The organism is Tenggerimyces flavus, from assembly GCF_016907715.1.
Taxonomy (GTDB): Bacteria; Actinomycetota; Actinomycetes; order Propionibacteriales; family Actinopolymorphaceae; genus Tenggerimyces; species Tenggerimyces flavus.
Window position 1 is genome coordinate 6,735,506 of sequence record NZ_JAFBCM010000001.1, and the last position, 14,820, is coordinate 6,750,325.

General features: G+C 70.2%; 15 protein-coding genes. 8 read left to right on the forward strand and 7 right to left on the reverse strand.

Annotated features, from left to right (window positions below):
- Positions 1-45 precede the first annotated feature (45 nt).
- The 4 genes from JOD67_RS42180 to JOD67_RS31490 all read right to left on the reverse strand — a co-directional run bounded on the left by JOD67_RS42180 (position 46) and on the right by JOD67_RS31490 (position 3,835).
- Positions 46-1,026 carry a Gfo/Idh/MocA family protein gene (locus JOD67_RS42180; RefSeq protein WP_205121328.1) on the reverse strand — a complete coding sequence of 327 codons (981 nt, stop codon included), beginning with the start codon at positions 1,024-1,026 and terminating at the stop codon, positions 46-48.
- A complete protein-coding gene (locus tag JOD67_RS31480; protein ID WP_205121329.1) occupies positions 1,023-1,796 on the reverse strand; it encodes a sugar phosphate isomerase/epimerase family protein in 774 nt (257 codons plus the stop codon). Before JOD67_RS31480 ends, JOD67_RS42180 begins: the two co-directional genes overlap by 4 nt.
- A 198-nt stretch (positions 1,797-1,994) precedes the next feature.
- Positions 1,995-3,182 (reverse strand): hypothetical protein, encoded by a 1,188-nt coding sequence (locus JOD67_RS31485; protein WP_205121330.1) that lies wholly within the window; start codon positions 3,180-3,182, stop codon positions 1,995-1,997.
- Positions 3,179-3,835, reverse strand: a complete 657-nt coding sequence (locus JOD67_RS31490; protein WP_205121331.1) for a C39 family peptidase — start codon at positions 3,833-3,835, stop codon at positions 3,179-3,181. The genes JOD67_RS31485 and JOD67_RS31490 overlap by 4 nt, the downstream gene beginning before the upstream one ends.
- 160 nt (positions 3,836-3,995) lie before the next feature.
- On the opposite strand from JOD67_RS31490, the gene JOD67_RS31495 reads away from it, so the two are divergent.
- From JOD67_RS31495 to JOD67_RS31510, 4 genes are read left to right on the forward strand one after another with little or no spacing between them, the layout of a single operon-like run.
- Entirely contained in the window at positions 3,996-7,025 is a 3,030-nt protein-coding gene (locus JOD67_RS31495; protein ID WP_205121332.1) for an AfsR/SARP family transcriptional regulator, read from the forward strand.
- 52 nt (positions 7,026-7,077) lie between these two features.
- Complete coding sequence (locus JOD67_RS31500) at positions 7,078-7,911, forward strand: arsenate reductase/protein-tyrosine-phosphatase family protein (RefSeq protein WP_205121333.1); 834 nt, start codon at positions 7,078-7,080, stop codon at positions 7,909-7,911.
- 23 nt (positions 7,912-7,934) lie between these two features.
- Positions 7,935-8,426, forward strand: coding sequence for an HIT family protein (locus JOD67_RS31505; RefSeq protein WP_205121334.1), 492 nt, complete (start codon positions 7,935-7,937; stop codon positions 8,424-8,426).
- Positions 8,426-9,682 (forward strand): APC family permease, encoded by a 1,257-nt coding sequence (locus JOD67_RS31510; RefSeq protein WP_205121335.1) that lies wholly within the window; start codon positions 8,426-8,428, stop codon positions 9,680-9,682. Before JOD67_RS31505 ends, JOD67_RS31510 begins: the two co-directional genes overlap by 1 nt.
- On the opposite strand, the gene JOD67_RS31515 is transcribed toward JOD67_RS31510, so the two are convergent.
- The gene (locus tag JOD67_RS31515) at positions 9,679-10,464 is read right to left on the reverse strand and encodes a GNAT family N-acetyltransferase (RefSeq protein ID WP_205121336.1); all 786 of its coding nucleotides are present in this window, start codon (positions 10,462-10,464) and stop codon (positions 9,679-9,681) included. The genes JOD67_RS31510 and JOD67_RS31515 overlap by 4 nt on opposite strands.
- A 42-nt stretch (positions 10,465-10,506) precedes the next feature.
- On the reverse strand, positions 10,507-11,085 hold the full coding sequence (locus JOD67_RS31520; protein ID WP_205121337.1) for an NADPH-dependent FMN reductase: 579 nt from the start codon (positions 11,083-11,085) through the stop codon (positions 10,507-10,509).
- 88 nt (positions 11,086-11,173) lie between these two features.
- Between JOD67_RS31520 and JOD67_RS31525 the strand changes: the two genes are divergently transcribed.
- Positions 11,174-12,064, forward strand: a complete 891-nt coding sequence (locus JOD67_RS31525; RefSeq protein WP_205121338.1) for an AraC family transcriptional regulator — start codon at positions 11,174-11,176, stop codon at positions 12,062-12,064.
- Positions 12,065-12,367: 303 nt separating this feature from the next.
- Here the strand turns inward: JOD67_RS31525 and JOD67_RS31530 are convergent, their stop codons facing one another.
- Positions 12,368-12,739, reverse strand: coding sequence for an Asp23/Gls24 family envelope stress response protein (locus tag JOD67_RS31530; RefSeq protein ID WP_205121339.1), 372 nt, complete (start codon positions 12,737-12,739; stop codon positions 12,368-12,370).
- A gap of 26 nt (positions 12,740-12,765) precedes the next feature.
- Here JOD67_RS31530 and JOD67_RS31535 point away from each other — a divergent pair, with 26 nt between their 5' ends.
- The 3 genes from JOD67_RS31535 to JOD67_RS31545 all read left to right on the forward strand — a co-directional run bounded on the left by JOD67_RS31535 (position 12,766) and on the right by JOD67_RS31545 (position 14,818).
- Positions 12,766-12,939: a CsbD family protein gene (locus tag JOD67_RS31535; RefSeq protein ID WP_205121340.1), complete on the forward strand. Its 174-nt coding sequence runs from the start codon at positions 12,766-12,768 to the stop codon at positions 12,937-12,939.
- A 133-nt stretch (positions 12,940-13,072) separates the two neighbouring features.
- Positions 13,073-13,870 (forward strand): GAF and ANTAR domain-containing protein, encoded by a 798-nt coding sequence (locus JOD67_RS31540; protein ID WP_205121341.1) that lies wholly within the window; start codon positions 13,073-13,075, stop codon positions 13,868-13,870.
- Positions 13,871-14,017: 147 nt separating this feature from the next.
- Entirely contained in the window at positions 14,018-14,818 is an 801-nt protein-coding gene (locus tag JOD67_RS31545; RefSeq protein WP_205121342.1) for a GVDTG sorting domain-containing protein, read from the forward strand.
- The last annotated feature ends 2 nt before the right edge of the window (positions 14,819-14,820 follow it).

A 14,820-nucleotide genomic window follows, 5' to 3' on the forward strand; every position in this document is an offset into this window, starting at 1 on the left:
GCGCAACAGCGCAGGCCGTTGCTGGTCAGCCGTCGAGCACGGGGGTCAGAAGCGCGGGTAGCGCACCGCCACCGGCTGGCCGCTCCGTACGGAGTCGAGGATCGCGTCGTGCAGGACCAGGCTCTTGACGCTCTCCTCGATCGGTGAGCGCACCGGTGTGCCCTCGCGCAGATGGGCGGCGAACGCCTCGAGCTCGGCGAGATGCCCGGTGTCGCGCCCGCTGTCTCCGCCGCTGGTGAACGTGGACGGCTCTCGCCACCCCGACGGCTCCCCCTCGCGAACCTCGCGCCACCGCGAGGAGTTGGACACGGTGAGGAAGTTCCCGCCGCGTACGGTCAGGCCGACCTCCTCGGTGGGCACGGCGAACGACCGGCCGTCGGACAGGTGCATCGTTCCGACGGCACCGCTCGCGAACCGCAGGGACACCGCGAACGTGTTCGCACCAACGGAGTAGGCGAAGGTCTCGGCGACGTCGCCCATCAGGTAGTGGGTCAGGTCGAGATGGTGGATCGCGAAGTCGAACAGGAACGGGCTCCTGCCCGCGTCGCCCACCCCGTACGCGGCCGAACAGTAGTCGTGGGAGATGGAGAGCCTGTCATCCACCGGGAACTGGTCGAGCCACTGGCGGGCGTGCTCGAACGCCACCGAGTACCGCTTCTTGAACGCGGTCATGCACAGCAGGCCGGTCTCGCGCGCGACCCGCGCGACCTCGACCGCGGCGTCGACCGTGGGAGCGGGCGGCTTCTCCGTGTAGACAGGGAATCCGGCCCGGAGGACCTGCACCGCGAGTGCCGCGTGACCGGCCGGTCCGACGCACACCACGACCCCGTCGGGCCGCTGTTCGTCGAGCAGCTTCTCGACGTCCGCGTACGGTGTCCCACCGAACAAGGTGGCGTTGCGCTCGGCCTTGTCCTGGTCCAGGTCGCAGACCCCGACCAGCCGGAGTCCCGCGGCTCCGAGGTTCGGGTAGATCCGGCGGGTCGACAGCGCTCCGGCCCCGATCACGCACACGCGAGGAACGCTCACGACGCCACCCTGCCGAGCAGGTCGAGGGCGTCGCGCAGGCCGGTCACGGTCGGTTCGATCGACTCCGTGTGTCCTTCGAGCTCGAGCTCGACGACGATGTTGCCGGTGTAGCCGACGTCGTCGAGGTGCTTCAGGAGGCCCTCGAAGTCCACCGTTCCCGTACCGAACGGCACCGAACGTCCGTTGCCGTCGATGTCGTTGACATGCACCAAGGCGATCGACTCACCGAGCACGTCGTACGCGTCCCTCCAGTCGACACCGACCCGGGCGAAGTGACCCACCTCCAGCAGCGTCCGCATCCGCGGATCACCGATCCCGGCCAGCACCGCGCGGAAGTCGTCCAGCGTGGAGATCGCCGCGCCGGCATGGTTCTGCAGCACGGGCGTGACCCCCACGCCGGCGGTCGCCTCGAGGTACGGTCCCGCCGACTCGATGTAGAGGTCCCGGGTCGTCGCCTTGAACAGCACGACGTCGGCGCCGACGCCGCGGGCGAACCGAGCCGCGGTCACCGCCTGCGCCACGTCGAACTCCGCGGTGATCGGCGGCAGGTGCATCGAGGTGACCCGCATGCCCCGTTCTTCCACCTGAGTACGAAGCTCGGCTTGGGCATCGGCGTCGCCCAGCGGATCCACCGCGGACGGCCATCCGCCCGCCGTGAACAGCTCGATGTTGCGGAAGCCGAGGTCGCGATACAGGTGCAGCAGCTGCACCAGCCCGAGCTGCGGGAGGCAGCACGGGCTGGCGACGAATCGGGCCGACAGGTCCGCCATGTGGCCCATGCTGGCTCCGCGGCGTCCGAACGATCCATGGCCAATCGGCGCGAATTGGCAACAGAATCGACGTCCGGTCCACTGTTGCGGGGGTCGCGGCGCTGCCGCTTTACCTGGCGAGTGGGTGCCTTACGCGGGGTGTATCCCACGTAGAGCGGCAAATGATCATGTAAACATGATCATTTGCCGTCACAGCGGCTAGCCGGACGTGCCGGGCCGGCGGGTGCCGATCTGCCAACGCTGTTCGTCCTCGGTCTCGACCGTCCACGCCACCGTGCTGCCGCCGAGCACGACGTCCGAGCCGGCGCCCTCGTGGACGAGATCGTGAAGGCAGCCTCGTCGAAGGTCGAAGACGTACGCTCCCCCGGCCTGCCCGCTGCCGTCGCCGAAGCCGATCAGTCCCTGGTCGGCGCTGAGCCAGCTGAGCTGCTCGCCCTCGGCGGCGGTGATGCGCACCGGCGGCGACGCGGGAGCCTTGCTCACCTCGACCGTGCCGTCCGCGAGCGCCCACGCGGCGACGTCTCCGTCGGCGGTGAGGTACGAAGCTGCCGGACCTGTCTCCGAGCGCCGTACGGACTCGGTCTCGCCCGTCCGCAAGGACAAGCGGGAGATCGTGTAGCCCGGCTTGGTCGAGTTCTCGGCGTCGAACGCCGCGTAGTAGAGCCAGGAGCCGGAGACGGCGGGGAGGATCGCGTTCGGGACGACCAGCTTCGCGGGCGCGGACAGGTCGACGGGACGCGCGTAGATGCCGACGGTCGGCGGCTTGCCCGCGGCCCCTGCGCGTGCCTCGGCCCAGTAGACGGTGTCGTCGTGCAGGCGCGGAACCGTGTAGCCGGGCACGGTCGGCTTGAGGCCCTTGTCGTTGACCGGTCGGGCCTGCGCGAGCAGGCCGACCTTGCCGGTGCGGCGATCGGCCGCGCGGATGGACCAGTCGGACTCGTCGAGCTTCGTGCCCCTCTCCTCCAGCCAGACCACGTGCTCCTGGTCGAGGTCGCCGAAGACCGTCTGCGTACTGGGCTGGACCGCCTTCTTGTCCCGGACGACCTGCTCGCGGCCGGTCGCCGGGTCGAGGACGGTCAGCGTTCCGGGACGCAGGGTCGCTGGCGCTCCGTCGGTGCCGGGGGTGTCGTCGCGGCCTCGTTCGACCAGCAGCTCACCCGTCGAGCCGACGTCGAGCAGGAGGTCGCCGGTGGGCAGCGCGGTGCCGGGGGCGACGAGGTCGGCCGCGCCCGCGGACGCCTTGGCCGTGCTGAAGGCGGTCCCGCTGCCGCCGCAGGACGGCGGCGGCGACGAGACGTCGGTACGTTCGGCGCCGGTGTCCGCGGCGCAGGCGGTCACGGCGAGCGCCGTGACCGCCGTGACCGCCGTCGCGAGGAGCTTCCTCACCACACGATCGCCTTCGAAGGCCGGACGAACACGTTGACGAAGCTGTTCGTGTAGTGCGAGAAGTACGGCTTCACGCCCGACCAGACGGTGGTCGCCGGGTCCACGAAGTTCGTCTTGCTGAGGTTCGTCGTGTAGCCGCGCGCGACGACCCAGTGGTCGATGGTCTTGCCCTTCGGGTGACCGTTGTAGTGCCGCTTGCCCGCGGACTCGTACGCCGCCACCGCGACGCCGCGGCCGCTGGGGATGGCCCGCAGCAACCTGTCCTTGAACTCCGCGGGAGTCGGGTTGGAGTGGACCTTGTACCACTTGTGGCCGATCCACTTGTTGATCCCGTCGCGCATGTCCGCGCGCTGGGTGCCGCCACCGCCGTTGGCACCGAGATAGGTGTCCGACGCCAGGTTCTTCTGGGTGAGCTTCAGACCCGACTTGGACTTGGTGGTCTTGATCTTCCCGTGGGCCTTCATCCCCGTGATGAGGATGTACGCCGACGCCGGACCGCACCAGTAGCCCGTGTCCTGACCGACGTGCTTGTAGCCCGAGAGCGTCTTGCCCGCGATGTCGACGGTGTCCGAGGCCTGGGCCGGGGCGCCCGCCAGCGAGAACGCGGCAGCCCCCGCCACCAGGACCACGCCGAGGCGCTTGATCGATCTCATCCCCACGAGTTCCCTTCGTCGTTTCGGCGGCCGGCTCGTCTGCTGACCGCTTCGACCAGTATTCGTCCGGGCTCGCCCAAGATCCGCCCAAAGGACACCAGCCTGTGGATAACGGGCACCGGGCACCCCTGACGTGCCAGGCTTTGCCCAGGGAGGTCAGATGGAGTTCCGGCTGCTGGGTCCGGTGGAGGTGATCCGGGCGGGCGAGCTGCTTCCGGTCGGAGGCGCTCGCGACCGCGCACTGCTGGCCGCGTTGCTGCTCCGGGCCAACGAGGTCGCGCCAGTGGGCTACCTCGTCGAGTCGGCGTGGGAGCGTACGCCGGCGTCGCCGGACACCAACCTGCGGACGTACATCTCCCGGCTCCGCCGGCGCCTGGCCGACTCCGCTGACGACGCGCCGCGGGTGGTGACGCGCGACGGCGGCTACCTGTTCGTGGTCAACCCGGGCGAGCTCGACGTCGCCGAGTTCGAACGCCAGTTCGACGTTGGCCGCGACGCGCAGGCGACCGGCGACCACGCCACCGCGGCATCGGCGTACTCCGCGGCGCTGGCGCTGTGGCGGAACGATCCGCTCACCGACCAGCGGCACGGGCCGACGCTCGAGGCGGAGCTGACCCGGCTTCGCGGCCGCCGGCTCGACGCGCTCGAGGGCTACGCGCACTCCCGCATCCAGCTCGGACGTGCGGTCGAGGTGATCGAGGACCTGACGACGTTCGTCGACGAGTACCCGCTGCGCGAGGAGCTGTGGGCTCAGCTGATGACGGCGCTGTACCGGACCGGCCGGCGCGCCGACGCTCTCGCGACGTACGTCCGGGCCCAGACCCACCTCGTCGACGAGGTCGGCGTCGAGCCGGGTCCGCGGCTGCGCGATCTGCATGCCGCGATGCTGCGCGACGCCCCGGAGCTCGGGCCGGAGAGCGCGGAGATCTCCCTGGCCGCCAGCCGTCCCGTGCCGCCCGCACAGCTGCCGGCCGACCTGCCGACGTTCACCGGGCGGTCGGGCGAGCTCGACCAACTGACCGCGTTGCTGTCCTCCGACCACCGTCCGTCCACGGTGATCATCACGGCGATCGACGGCATGGCGGGCATCGGCAAAACCACTCTCGCCACGCACGTGGCACATCGGGTCCGCGACCGCTTCCCCGGCGGCCAGCTGTTCCTCGACCTGCACGGCCATACCGAGGGCGTCCCGCCGGTCGACCCGGGCGACGCGCTCGACCGGATGCTGCGCGCGCTCGGGGTGCCCGGCGACCAGATCCCCCGCGACACCGAGGAACGTTCCGCGTTCTACCGCACCCAGCTCGCCGACCGGACGATGCTGATCGTGCTCGACAACGCGGCCTCCGAACGCCAGGTCGCCCCGCTGCTCCCCGCCAACCCCGCCTGCGTCGTCCTGGTCACGAGCCGGCGACGGCTGTCCGACCTCGAGCACGCGGTGCCCCTGTCGCTGGACGTCCTGTCCCCGGACGAGGCCGCCGTCCTGTTCATCAAGATCGCCGGCGCCGACCGCGTGGCCGGCGCACCGGAGCTGGTCCGCGAGATCGTCGAGCGGTGCGGCCGGCTGCCGCTGGCGATCCGCATCGCGGCCGCCCGGCTGCGGAGCCGACCGGGCTGGACCCTCGGCCATCTCGCCGACCGGTTGGGCGACGAACGCCGCCGGCTCGACGAGCTGGACCATGGCGACCGCGGGGTCGCCGCGGCGTTCGAGCTCTCCTACCGGCACCTCGACACCGAGCAGCGCCGGGTGTTCCGGCTTCTCGGCGTTCATCCCGGCGTCGACACCGACGCGCACGCGGTCGCCGCGCTCGTCGGCGTGCCGCTCGTGACGGCGGAGCGCGCGCTCGACGACCTCGTCCAGGCGCACCTGCTGACCGAGCAGACTCCGGGGCGGTTCGTCCTGCACGATCTGTTGCGGACGTTCGCCGCCGACCGGGCGGCCGCCGAGGACACCGACGGCGAACGCGCGTCGGCCCTCGACCGCCTGCTCGACCACTACGTGAGCGCCACCGCCTTGGCGATGGAGCTCGCGGACCCGGCGTACGCGCGGCATCGCCCGGTGGTGCCGGACGCGGTGAGCGAGCTCCCCAGCCTGGACGCGAAGTCGGCCAACTCGTGGCTCGAGGTCGAGCTGGTCAACCTCGCGGCCGCCGCGCGGGTTGTGGCCGCTCGGCCCCAGACCTCGGTGCTCGCGCGGCTACTGGGCCGGTGGCTGTCGACGCGCGGTCACAACGGCCACGCGCTGGCTCTCCACCTCGCCGCGGTCGCCGCCAGCAGGACATTGGACAACCCGATCGCGGAGGCGTACGCCTTGGTCGGGGTGGGCGACGCGCACAGCCTCGCGGACCGCTACCCCGACGCCGGCGCGGCGTACCTGGAAGCGCTGGCGGTCTCGGAGACGACCGGTGACAGGCAGGCCAGGTTGCTCGCGCTCGCAGGACTCGGCGACTTCCACCGCCTGACCGACGACCACGGGCAGGCCCGCGAGCGCTACTACCAAGCCCTCGGACTGTCCCGCGAGCTCGGCGACGAGCTAGTCGAGCAGCGCACGCTTCGCGGCCTCGGCGTGGGGTTCGCCGTGACCGGCGACCTGGCGCTCGCCAACACGCACTTCACCCAGGCGCTCGAGACCGCCCGCGCCACGGGCGAACGCGGCTACGAGGCACGTTCGCTCGCGAGTCTCGCGATGACGCACCGGCACTGGGGCAACCACGACGCGGCGTTCGAGTACGCCCAACGCGCCCTCGACATCGTGCAGGACCTCGGCGACCTCGGCGCGGAGATCTCCGTTCGCAACGAGCTCGGCCGCAACCACCGGCTGGTCGGCGAGCTCACCGCCGCGCTCTGGCACGCGCAGCACGCCCTCGACATCGCCCGTTCGTTGGGCGACCGGCTCGGTGAGTCCCAGGTGCTCAAGGCGGTCGGCGAGGTCCATCTCGCGGCCGAACGCCACGACCAGGCCATCACCTGCTACCGCGCGGCCGTGGCGATCTCGCGCGAGATCGCCAACCGCAACGACCTGTTCGAAGGGCTGTACGGCCTCGGGCGCGCGCTCATGTCGGCCGACCGCACCTCTGAGGCCGTGCCGCCGTTGGAGGAGGCACTGTCCGTCGCGACGGCCCTCGACCAACCCCACGACATCGCCCGCGCCGGCGACGCCCTCGCCGCCACGGCAACCCCCACTGGAGTCTGATCACCCCAACGGCTTGACCTTGCAGTGACTGCAAGGTTTAACGTTCGTCGATGTGAACATCTCCGCGCTTGCCCGACGGGCCGGGATCTCGCCGTCCGGGGTTCGTTGGTACGAGTCGGCCGGGATCCTGCCGGCTCCGGTACGCGCCGGCAACGGGTACCGGTCGTACGACGAACGTGACCTCAGCCGGCTGACGCTCATCATCTCCCTGCGCCGCCTGGGCATGTCGCCGGTCGAGGCCGGCCGGCTCGCCACGCAATGCCTCGAGTCGGGGCCGACCCACCCGCTCCTCGTCGCGACGCTCGAACAGCAACGACGCAAGATCGCCGAACAGCGGGCCGACCTCGAGCTGCTGGAACACCAACTCGTCGACCTCGAGCGCACGATCGAGGCCGTCGACCCGCGAGGCACTGATCGGCGAGACCCGATCGCGGTGTTGTTCGTCTGCAACGGGAACTCGGCGAGAAGCCAGCTCGGCGAGGCGCTGCTCGGGCACTTCGGCGGTCCCGACTTCGCGGCGATGTCCGCCGGAACGAGGCCGAAGCGGGTGCACGAGCTGGCGGTCCGGGTCCTCGCGGAGATCAACGTGGACTGGCGAAACGCCAAGGCCAAGCACATCGGGGAGTTCCTCGACCGGCGGATCGACTACGTGATCACGCTGTCGAACTCCGCCCGAGAGGAATGCCCGACGCTGTCCGGCCGGCACAACGCGCTCCACTGGCACCTCGACGACCCGTCCGAGGTCGGCGGACCCCAGGAGACCCGGCTGCAGGCGTTCCGAGCCACGCGGACCGAGCTCACCGTCCGGCTGCGCCCGTTCATCGAGATCGCACGACGCGCCGCGGGACGCCTTCCCGCGATCGCCGGACCTGACCCGGCGCGCTGACCCACTGTTCAAGGAGACAGATCATGAGGCTTCCGTACGCCGAACCACTCAACGTGCTCAAGCTCGACGACCCGGTGATCCCGGAGCCGCCCCGGAGGGGCGAGCCGGGCGGTGAGCCCTGCGGCCTGTGCGGCGGCGGCGCGACCGCGCCGGTCTGGGGTGACGACCTGTTCACGATGCACCCGCCGGTCGGCGGCAGCCTGGCCGGCGTCGTCTGGGTCGCGAGCCGCGAGCACGTGGACTCCTTCCGGGACCTGTCGAAGGAGGCCCTCGCCGCGTTCGGACCGCTCGCGGCGCGCATCGAGAACGCGATCCTGTCGCTCGGCGACGTCGGGCGGGTCCACCTCTACCGGTGGGGTGACGGCGGATCGCACTTCCATGTGTGGTTCATGCCCCGTCCGCTCGGCATGATCGACGCGCAGAACTTCATGCTCCCGCTGTGGGAGGACGTCCTGCCGAACGTCACCGACGAGGAGCTGCGGGCCGCTGCCGAGCGCGTGGCCGCCGCGATGTGATGACGACCCTCGTACGCCGTCTCGGCACCGGCGACGCCGTCGTGATCGGCCTGGGCGCGATGGTCGGCGCGGGGGTGTTCGCGGCCTTCGCGCCGGCCGCGGCGGCTGCCGGCGGCTGGCTCCTGGTCGGCCTCGCGCTGGCCGCGATCGTCGCCTTTTGCAACGCGACGTCGTCCGCCCAGTTGGCGATGCAGTACCCGGCCTCGGGCGGGACGTACGTGTACGGCCGCGAGCGACTCGGACCCTGGTGGGGCTTCCTCGCCGGCTGGGGGTTCGTCGTCGGCAAGACCGCGTCGTGCGCCGCGATGGCGATCACGTTCGCGACGTACGTGGTGCCGGAGCCGCGTTGGCTCCAGCGGGTCGTCGCCGCGGCCGTGGTCCTGCTGCTCACGCTGGTCAACCTCCGCGGCATCACGCGGACGGCGAGGGTGGCCCGGCTGCTGCTCGCCGGCTCGTTCGCCGCGCTGCTGGTGGTCGTCGTCGCGATCGCCGCCAGCGGGCAGGCCGACGTCGGGCGGCTCGCACTCGGCGTCGCGCCGCACGGCGTCTACGGCGTCCTGCAGTCGGCAGGCCTGCTGTTCTTCGCGTTCGCCGGGTACGCACGGATCGCCACGCTCGGCGAAGAGGTCCGCGATCCCGAACGGACGATCCCGCGCGCGGTCACGTGGGCGCTCGCTCTCGCGGTGCTCACGTACTTCGTCGTCGGTGCCGCCGTGCTCGCCGCGCTCGGCGCCGACGCGCTCGGTGCGGCCGAGGCGCCGTTGAACGACGCCGTCTCCGCCGTGGGTGCCGCCTGGGCCAGCCCCGTCGTCCGGGCGGGTGCGGCGATCGCGAGCCTCGGCGCGCTGCTCGGCCTCCTGGCGGGCATCGGTCGCACCGGGCTCGCGATGGCACGTGAGCGCGATCTCCCGCACCAGCTCGCCGCGGTGCACCCCGTTCACCACGTGCCGCATCGGGCCCAGCTCCTGGTCGCCGTTGTGGTGGTCGCTCTCGTGCTCACGACCGACCTGCGCGGCGTGATCGGCTTCAGCTCGTTCGGCGTCCTCGTCTACTACGCCGTCGCGAACGCCTCCGCCTGGACCCAGGACAAGGCCCACCGACGCTGGCCGCGAGCGATCAACGTGGTCGGGCTCCTCGGCTGCGCGACCCTGACCGTGACGCTTCCGCTCAGCGCTGTGCTCACCGGAACCCTCGTCCTCGCCGTCGGCCTCGCCGGCCGAGCAGTGCGCCTGGCCCGCACCCCCAACGCGCCCTAGGCGTTCAGGTCGGCGACGAGGACCGAGTACGTCTCGACCACCTGGAAGCCGAGCTTGTCCGCGACCGCGATGGAGGGCAGGTTGCTCGTCCAGGCATCCCAGTGTGCGGTCACGCCGCTGTCGACGCAGCGTCGCACGAACGCGGCGGCGGCCAGGGTCGCCAGGCCTTGCCCCTGAAACTCGGGAACGGTCTCGATGCCGATCCCGCACTGCCGCTCGCTGACGTACTCGGCAGTGCACCAGCACACGATCGCGTCCGCGTCGTGGGCGACGAAGCCGAAACCGCGTCGCCGGAAGTCCGCCAGCGAGTGCCAGCAGGACTCGATCTCCGCCACCACAGCATCGAAGTTCGCCAGCGGAACGAGCTCCGCGAACGACTCGTTGATCGCGCTCACCCGCATCCCGTCTGGCAGCTGCCAGCGAGGTGGGATCGCCAACCCGTCCATGCGATACAGCACCCGTTCCCGCCGCTGCACCTCGATGCCGGCGAGCACGTTCCCAGCAGCCGGGTCGGACGTGTGCACCTTCACCATGCCTGGCCCCGTTGACGCGATCTCGATGTCGAACACCACACGCCACAGCTCCGGCCGATCCAGCGAACCGGCCAGGTACACGTTGTGCGCACCGTCCCAGATCAGCGCGACCCGCGGCGACTCGAGGTCGTCGACCCACGCCCGAGCAGGGCTGTTGCCCGCGATCATCGCAGCGAGAACGAACCCCGCGTGCTCCCCCGCGAACAGGTGCCGCACGCTTGCGAGCTCTCGGACGACCACGACGGACACACCGCGAACCATAGACGACTCGCCGCCGGGCCGCGTTTGGCCTTAGGGGGTTGCCCGAACGCCTCGCAGTGCACTCGCCCACGGGAGGAGGTCCGCCAGCAGGAGCTTGAGCATGCTCTCGTGGCGGGCGGCCGGCTGGAACGTGGTCAGGTCGACGAAGTCGGTGAACAATGAGAGGCCGAGCGCGACCGAGACGTCCGCGATACGGATGTTGCCCATCACCTGGCGAAGCTGCTCGACCGCGCGTACGCCACCGTCGACGCCGTACCCGACGAAGCCCGCGGCCTTGTGGCCCCATTCCTTGTAGATAACGTCGATCGCGGTCTTCAGCGCACCGGGCACACCGTGGTTGTACTCGGCGGTGACGAACACGAAGCCGTCGAACGAAGCCACCTTCTCCGCCCACACCCGGGTCGCAGGCTCCGCGTAGGTCTCCACCGCTGCCGGCACTTCCGTCACGGCCGGCAGGTCGAAGTCGCGGGCGTCGACGAGCTCATACTCGGCGCCGCCGCCCTCCACGGCCCGCTCGTACACCCACCGGGCGACCGTCTCACCGAGGCGTTCAGGTCGCGTACTTCCCACGACTATGGCGATTCTCGTCTGGTTGCTCTGGTTGCTCATGACATCCGACCGTACGGACCGCACGGCGCGTGTCCCATACGTGAAAGCACCACGTCCATACGCGAAACGAGCCCGTACAGTGGAACGGGTGGACGTCCTCAGCCCCGCGATCGCGGCAACCCGAACCGGCCGGCCGCGTGCCTTCCGCATCGAGGGCGGCGAACGGTGGGGCCGGCGGTTCGATCCGGTCGCCGGCGCGGCGTTCCACACGGTCCGGCTTGGCTCCTGCTGGCTGATCTCCGCGCACGACAAGCCACTCCAGCTCGCCGCCGGCGACATCGTCCTGCTGCCGCACGGCTCCGGGCACGGCCTCGCCGACAGCCCCGACAAGGCACTGCTCGACCTCGACCAGGTCCCGGCCGACAGCGACGCGCCGGCAACGACCGTCGTGGTCAGCGGGCAGTATCTGCTGGACCAGGGACGACCTCATCCCCTGCTGAGCGAGCTGCCGGAGACCGTCCACCTGCCGGTGGGCAAGGGCGCTCTACAGCCCCAGCTCCAGGGCGCGGCCGACCTACTCGGCCGCGAGCTCGAGGACGCGGGCCAGGGCGCCGACGCCGCCGTGCCGGCGCTGATGGACGTACTCCTCCTCTACATCCTGCGCGCGTGGTACGCCCAGCAGCCCTGCGTCGAGACCGAGGTCGGGTGGGGTACGGCGTTGCGCGACCCCACGCTCAGCGCGATCCTGGCCGGCATCCATCGCTCGCCCGAGCGCGCGTGGACTGTGGACGCGATGGCCGCCGAGTCGGGGCTGTCGCGTACGTCGTTCGCGCGCCGCTTCAACGAGGTCATCGGCCAACCACCGTTGGCGTATCTGACCTGGTGGCGGATGATGACGGCCGCGCGGATGCTGCGCGACTCGGACCTGCCGCTGGCCGCGGTGGCTCGCAGGGTGGGGTACTCGTCGGAGTTCGCGTTCGCCAACGCGTTCAAGCGGGAGTACGGCATCGCGCCCGGGAAGTATCGGCAAGCCACCTAGCCTCGGGATTTCGGGTGTTGGCGGGCGACATCGGACCTGTGAAAGCCGGAAAAGTGGGATGGCGACGTCTCGAGTGACCTGAGCGGGAAGGCACTCCGTAGGTGAAGCGTGTCGTGGTCGCCTTACCCGGCCAGTGGCCGCTCTACCTGGCGTCCACCCCACGTAAGGCGGCCAATGATCATGTAAACATGATCATTGGCCCCAGGGCAGGCCCGGACCGGTCGCACCCACCGCCAGCTGAAAGATCGAGGCGAGGCCGTGTCTCTTGAGTAGCGTCGGGCGCGCGACACGCCACATCCCGCCCTATCTGGCTTCCAGCTCGACGATGTGCACGGCGATGTCGACCGGCTGGGGCTCGCTCGCGACGACGGCAGCGATCGCGTCGTGCACAGCTTGGCCCACGCTGGCGGCCTGATGGCCGGCGCGGACGACGATGCGGACGTCGACTCGGGCGACCTGGCGCGCCGAACGGGACCGCAGCTCGACCCCCGTCACGTCAGGTGGAGTTCCGCCGAGAGCGCGCTGCCAGGTGTTCAGGGCGAACTGCGTCAACATGCTCTTGACACCGGGCCGGAGCCGCGCGACACCGGGTACGGCCCGAGCCGCCTGGGCGACGACGTCAGCGGGCCACAGATCGTCGCACGCGTCGAATAGCCACGGCGTGCGACCAGGCATCACCCCTACAGAAGGAGATCAGCCAGATGGGCATCGCTGACAAGGCCAAGAACGCTGCCGAAAACCTCGCCGGAAAGGCGAAGGAAGCCGTCGGTGATCTGACCGGGAACGAGAAGCTCGAGAACGAAGGCAAGGCCGATCAGGTCAAGGCCAAGGCGAAGGACGTCGGCGAGGACGTGAAGGACAAGTTCACCAAGTAGGACGGATCGGACCCGCAGGGGCGGGCGCCCGCCCCTGTGGGTCTGGACCTGCGGGATTTCCTCCCCAACTATGGACATCCAAGGTAGGAATGCCCTCAGCCAGTTACTCGAGGGACGAGGTCAGGCGAGATCGATGAGTGACCAGCGACCCGACGGCGACGACCGTCGACAGGAAACGCGCTCCCGTGGTCGTCCGCGAAGTCACTCGCGGCAGGACACCAGTACGGCGCGGAACGAGGCTGCCGATGCCGCTCGGCTCGGCGAACTCGTACGGGAGCTGGAGAGTCTCGACGACATCGACGAGCTCCTCGAGGTCATCGTGCACGCGGCGGTCGGCATGGTGCCCGGGGCCGAAGAAGGCTCCATGTCCGAGCTCCGACAGCGGCGCACCGTCGTCCACCGGGCCGCGTCGGGAGCGGTGGCCAAGCTCGTCGACGCGTTGATGACCGAGATCGGTGAGGGACCATGCCTGGACGCGGCGTTCGGCGATCGCGTCATCCGGGTCGACGACATGACCGCGGACGGGCGCTGGCCGACGTTCACCGCTCGCGCGGCCGAGGCAGGCGTTCGCAGCATGTTGTCGTTCCCCCTCTACGTTCAGGACAACGACCTCGGTGCGCTCAACCTCTACGCGGCCACGCCGAACGCCTTCACCGACGAGGCCGAGCACCTCGGCCTGATCTTCGCCACCCACGCCGCGATCACCATCGCCGGCGCGCAACGCCTCGGCCAGCTGCAGGGAGCGCTCGCGTCCCGCGAGGTGATCGGCCAGGCCGTGGGAATCCTGATCGAACGCCACGGCATCGACACCGCCCGCGCGTTCGCCACACTGGTCAGGTACAGCCAGGACACCAACCGCAAGCTCCGCGACGTCGCCGCCGACATCGTCCGCAGCGCCCTCGCCCGCAACGAGCGCGGCTCCAAGGGCTGACTAGCAGCCGGAAACAGCCGATTTCCTCCTGTTTATCGGCTATAGCACGGACACGCCGTGGTTGAGATTCACCCCATCCTTTCCACTCTCCGCTCCGAACCACACCCAATAACCAGATTCCGAAGGACTCGGAAAGGTGTGATGCGGATGCCACGCTTGACACGTACGGCGGCAGTCGCGGCCGGAACCGGCTTGATCGCGGCGATGGCCGCGGTGTTGTTCGCCGCGAGCCCGGCCTATGCGGACCAGACAGTCCGGTTCACGTTGGACGAGCTGAACGACAGTGGTTCCAGCGGAGACGCGACGATCACCGCACGAGAAGACGGCAGCCTGCACGTCAAGATCGAGGGCTCGGGCTTCACCCCGAACTCGCCGCACGCTCAGCACATTCACGGCATGGCGCACAGCGACGACTTCTTCTGCCCGCCTCCGTCGGCGGACAAGAACGGTGACGGACAGGTCGCCACCGAAGAGGGCGTTCCCCAGTACGGCGGGGTGTTCGTGTCGTTGACGACGAAGGGCGACACGAGTCCGAAGAGCGGGCTCGCGATCGACCGGTTCCCGGTCGCCGACGCGAACGGAGACCTCGAGTACGACCGCACCATCCCCGCCAGCCAGCTGCCAGCTGGCCTGGTGGACAGCCTGTCGCACCTGCACGTGGTGCAGCACGGCCTGGATGCCAACGGTAACGACAAGTACGACCTCGAGGCGCTCGGCGAGTCTGTCTTCGCCAAGTCTCTCGGCGTGAGCGGCATCCCGGAGGAAGCCACCAACCCGGCGACCTGCGGAGAGGTCTCCCCTGTGGGCGGTGTCGAAACCGGCGCCAGCAGCACCCACGGGATCGAGCGGCTCGACCTGCTCGCCGCCGGTGGCGTTCTGATGCTGGGTGCGGGTGGCGTGCTGATCGCGCGCCGACGGTCCGCCGCGGCTCACCGAGTCGAGTCCTGAAC

Excerpts from the sequence above, each read along its gene's own strand:
- JOD67_RS31510 (WP_205121335.1), top strand. The coding sequence starts at position 8,426 with ATGACGACCCTCGTACGCCGTCTCGGCACCGGCGACGCCGTCGTGATC.
- JOD67_RS31495 (WP_205121332.1), top strand. The coding sequence starts at position 3,996 with ATGGAGTTCCGGCTGCTGGGTCCGGTGGAGGTGATCCGGGCGGGCGAG.
- JOD67_RS31530 (WP_205121339.1), bottom strand. The coding sequence starts at position 12,739 with ATGCCTGGTCGCACGCCGTGGCTATTCGACGCGTGCGACGATCTGTGG.
- JOD67_RS31535 (WP_205121340.1), top strand. The coding sequence starts at position 12,766 with ATGGGCATCGCTGACAAGGCCAAGAACGCTGCCGAAAACCTCGCCGGA.
- JOD67_RS31490 (WP_205121331.1), bottom strand. The coding sequence starts at position 3,835 with ATGAGATCGATCAAGCGCCTCGGCGTGGTCCTGGTGGCGGGGGCTGCC.
- JOD67_RS31520 (WP_205121337.1), bottom strand. The coding sequence starts at position 11,085 with ATGAGCAACCAGAGCAACCAGACGAGAATCGCCATAGTCGTGGGAAGT.
- JOD67_RS31545 (WP_205121342.1), top strand. The coding sequence starts at position 14,018 with ATGCCACGCTTGACACGTACGGCGGCAGTCGCGGCCGGAACCGGCTTG.
- JOD67_RS31480 (WP_205121329.1), bottom strand. The coding sequence starts at position 1,796 with ATGGCGGACCTGTCGGCCCGATTCGTCGCCAGCCCGTGCTGCCTCCCG.
- JOD67_RS31540 (WP_205121341.1), top strand. The coding sequence starts at position 13,073 with ATGAGTGACCAGCGACCCGACGGCGACGACCGTCGACAGGAAACGCGC.
- JOD67_RS31505 (WP_205121334.1), top strand. The coding sequence starts at position 7,935 with ATGAGGCTTCCGTACGCCGAACCACTCAACGTGCTCAAGCTCGACGAC.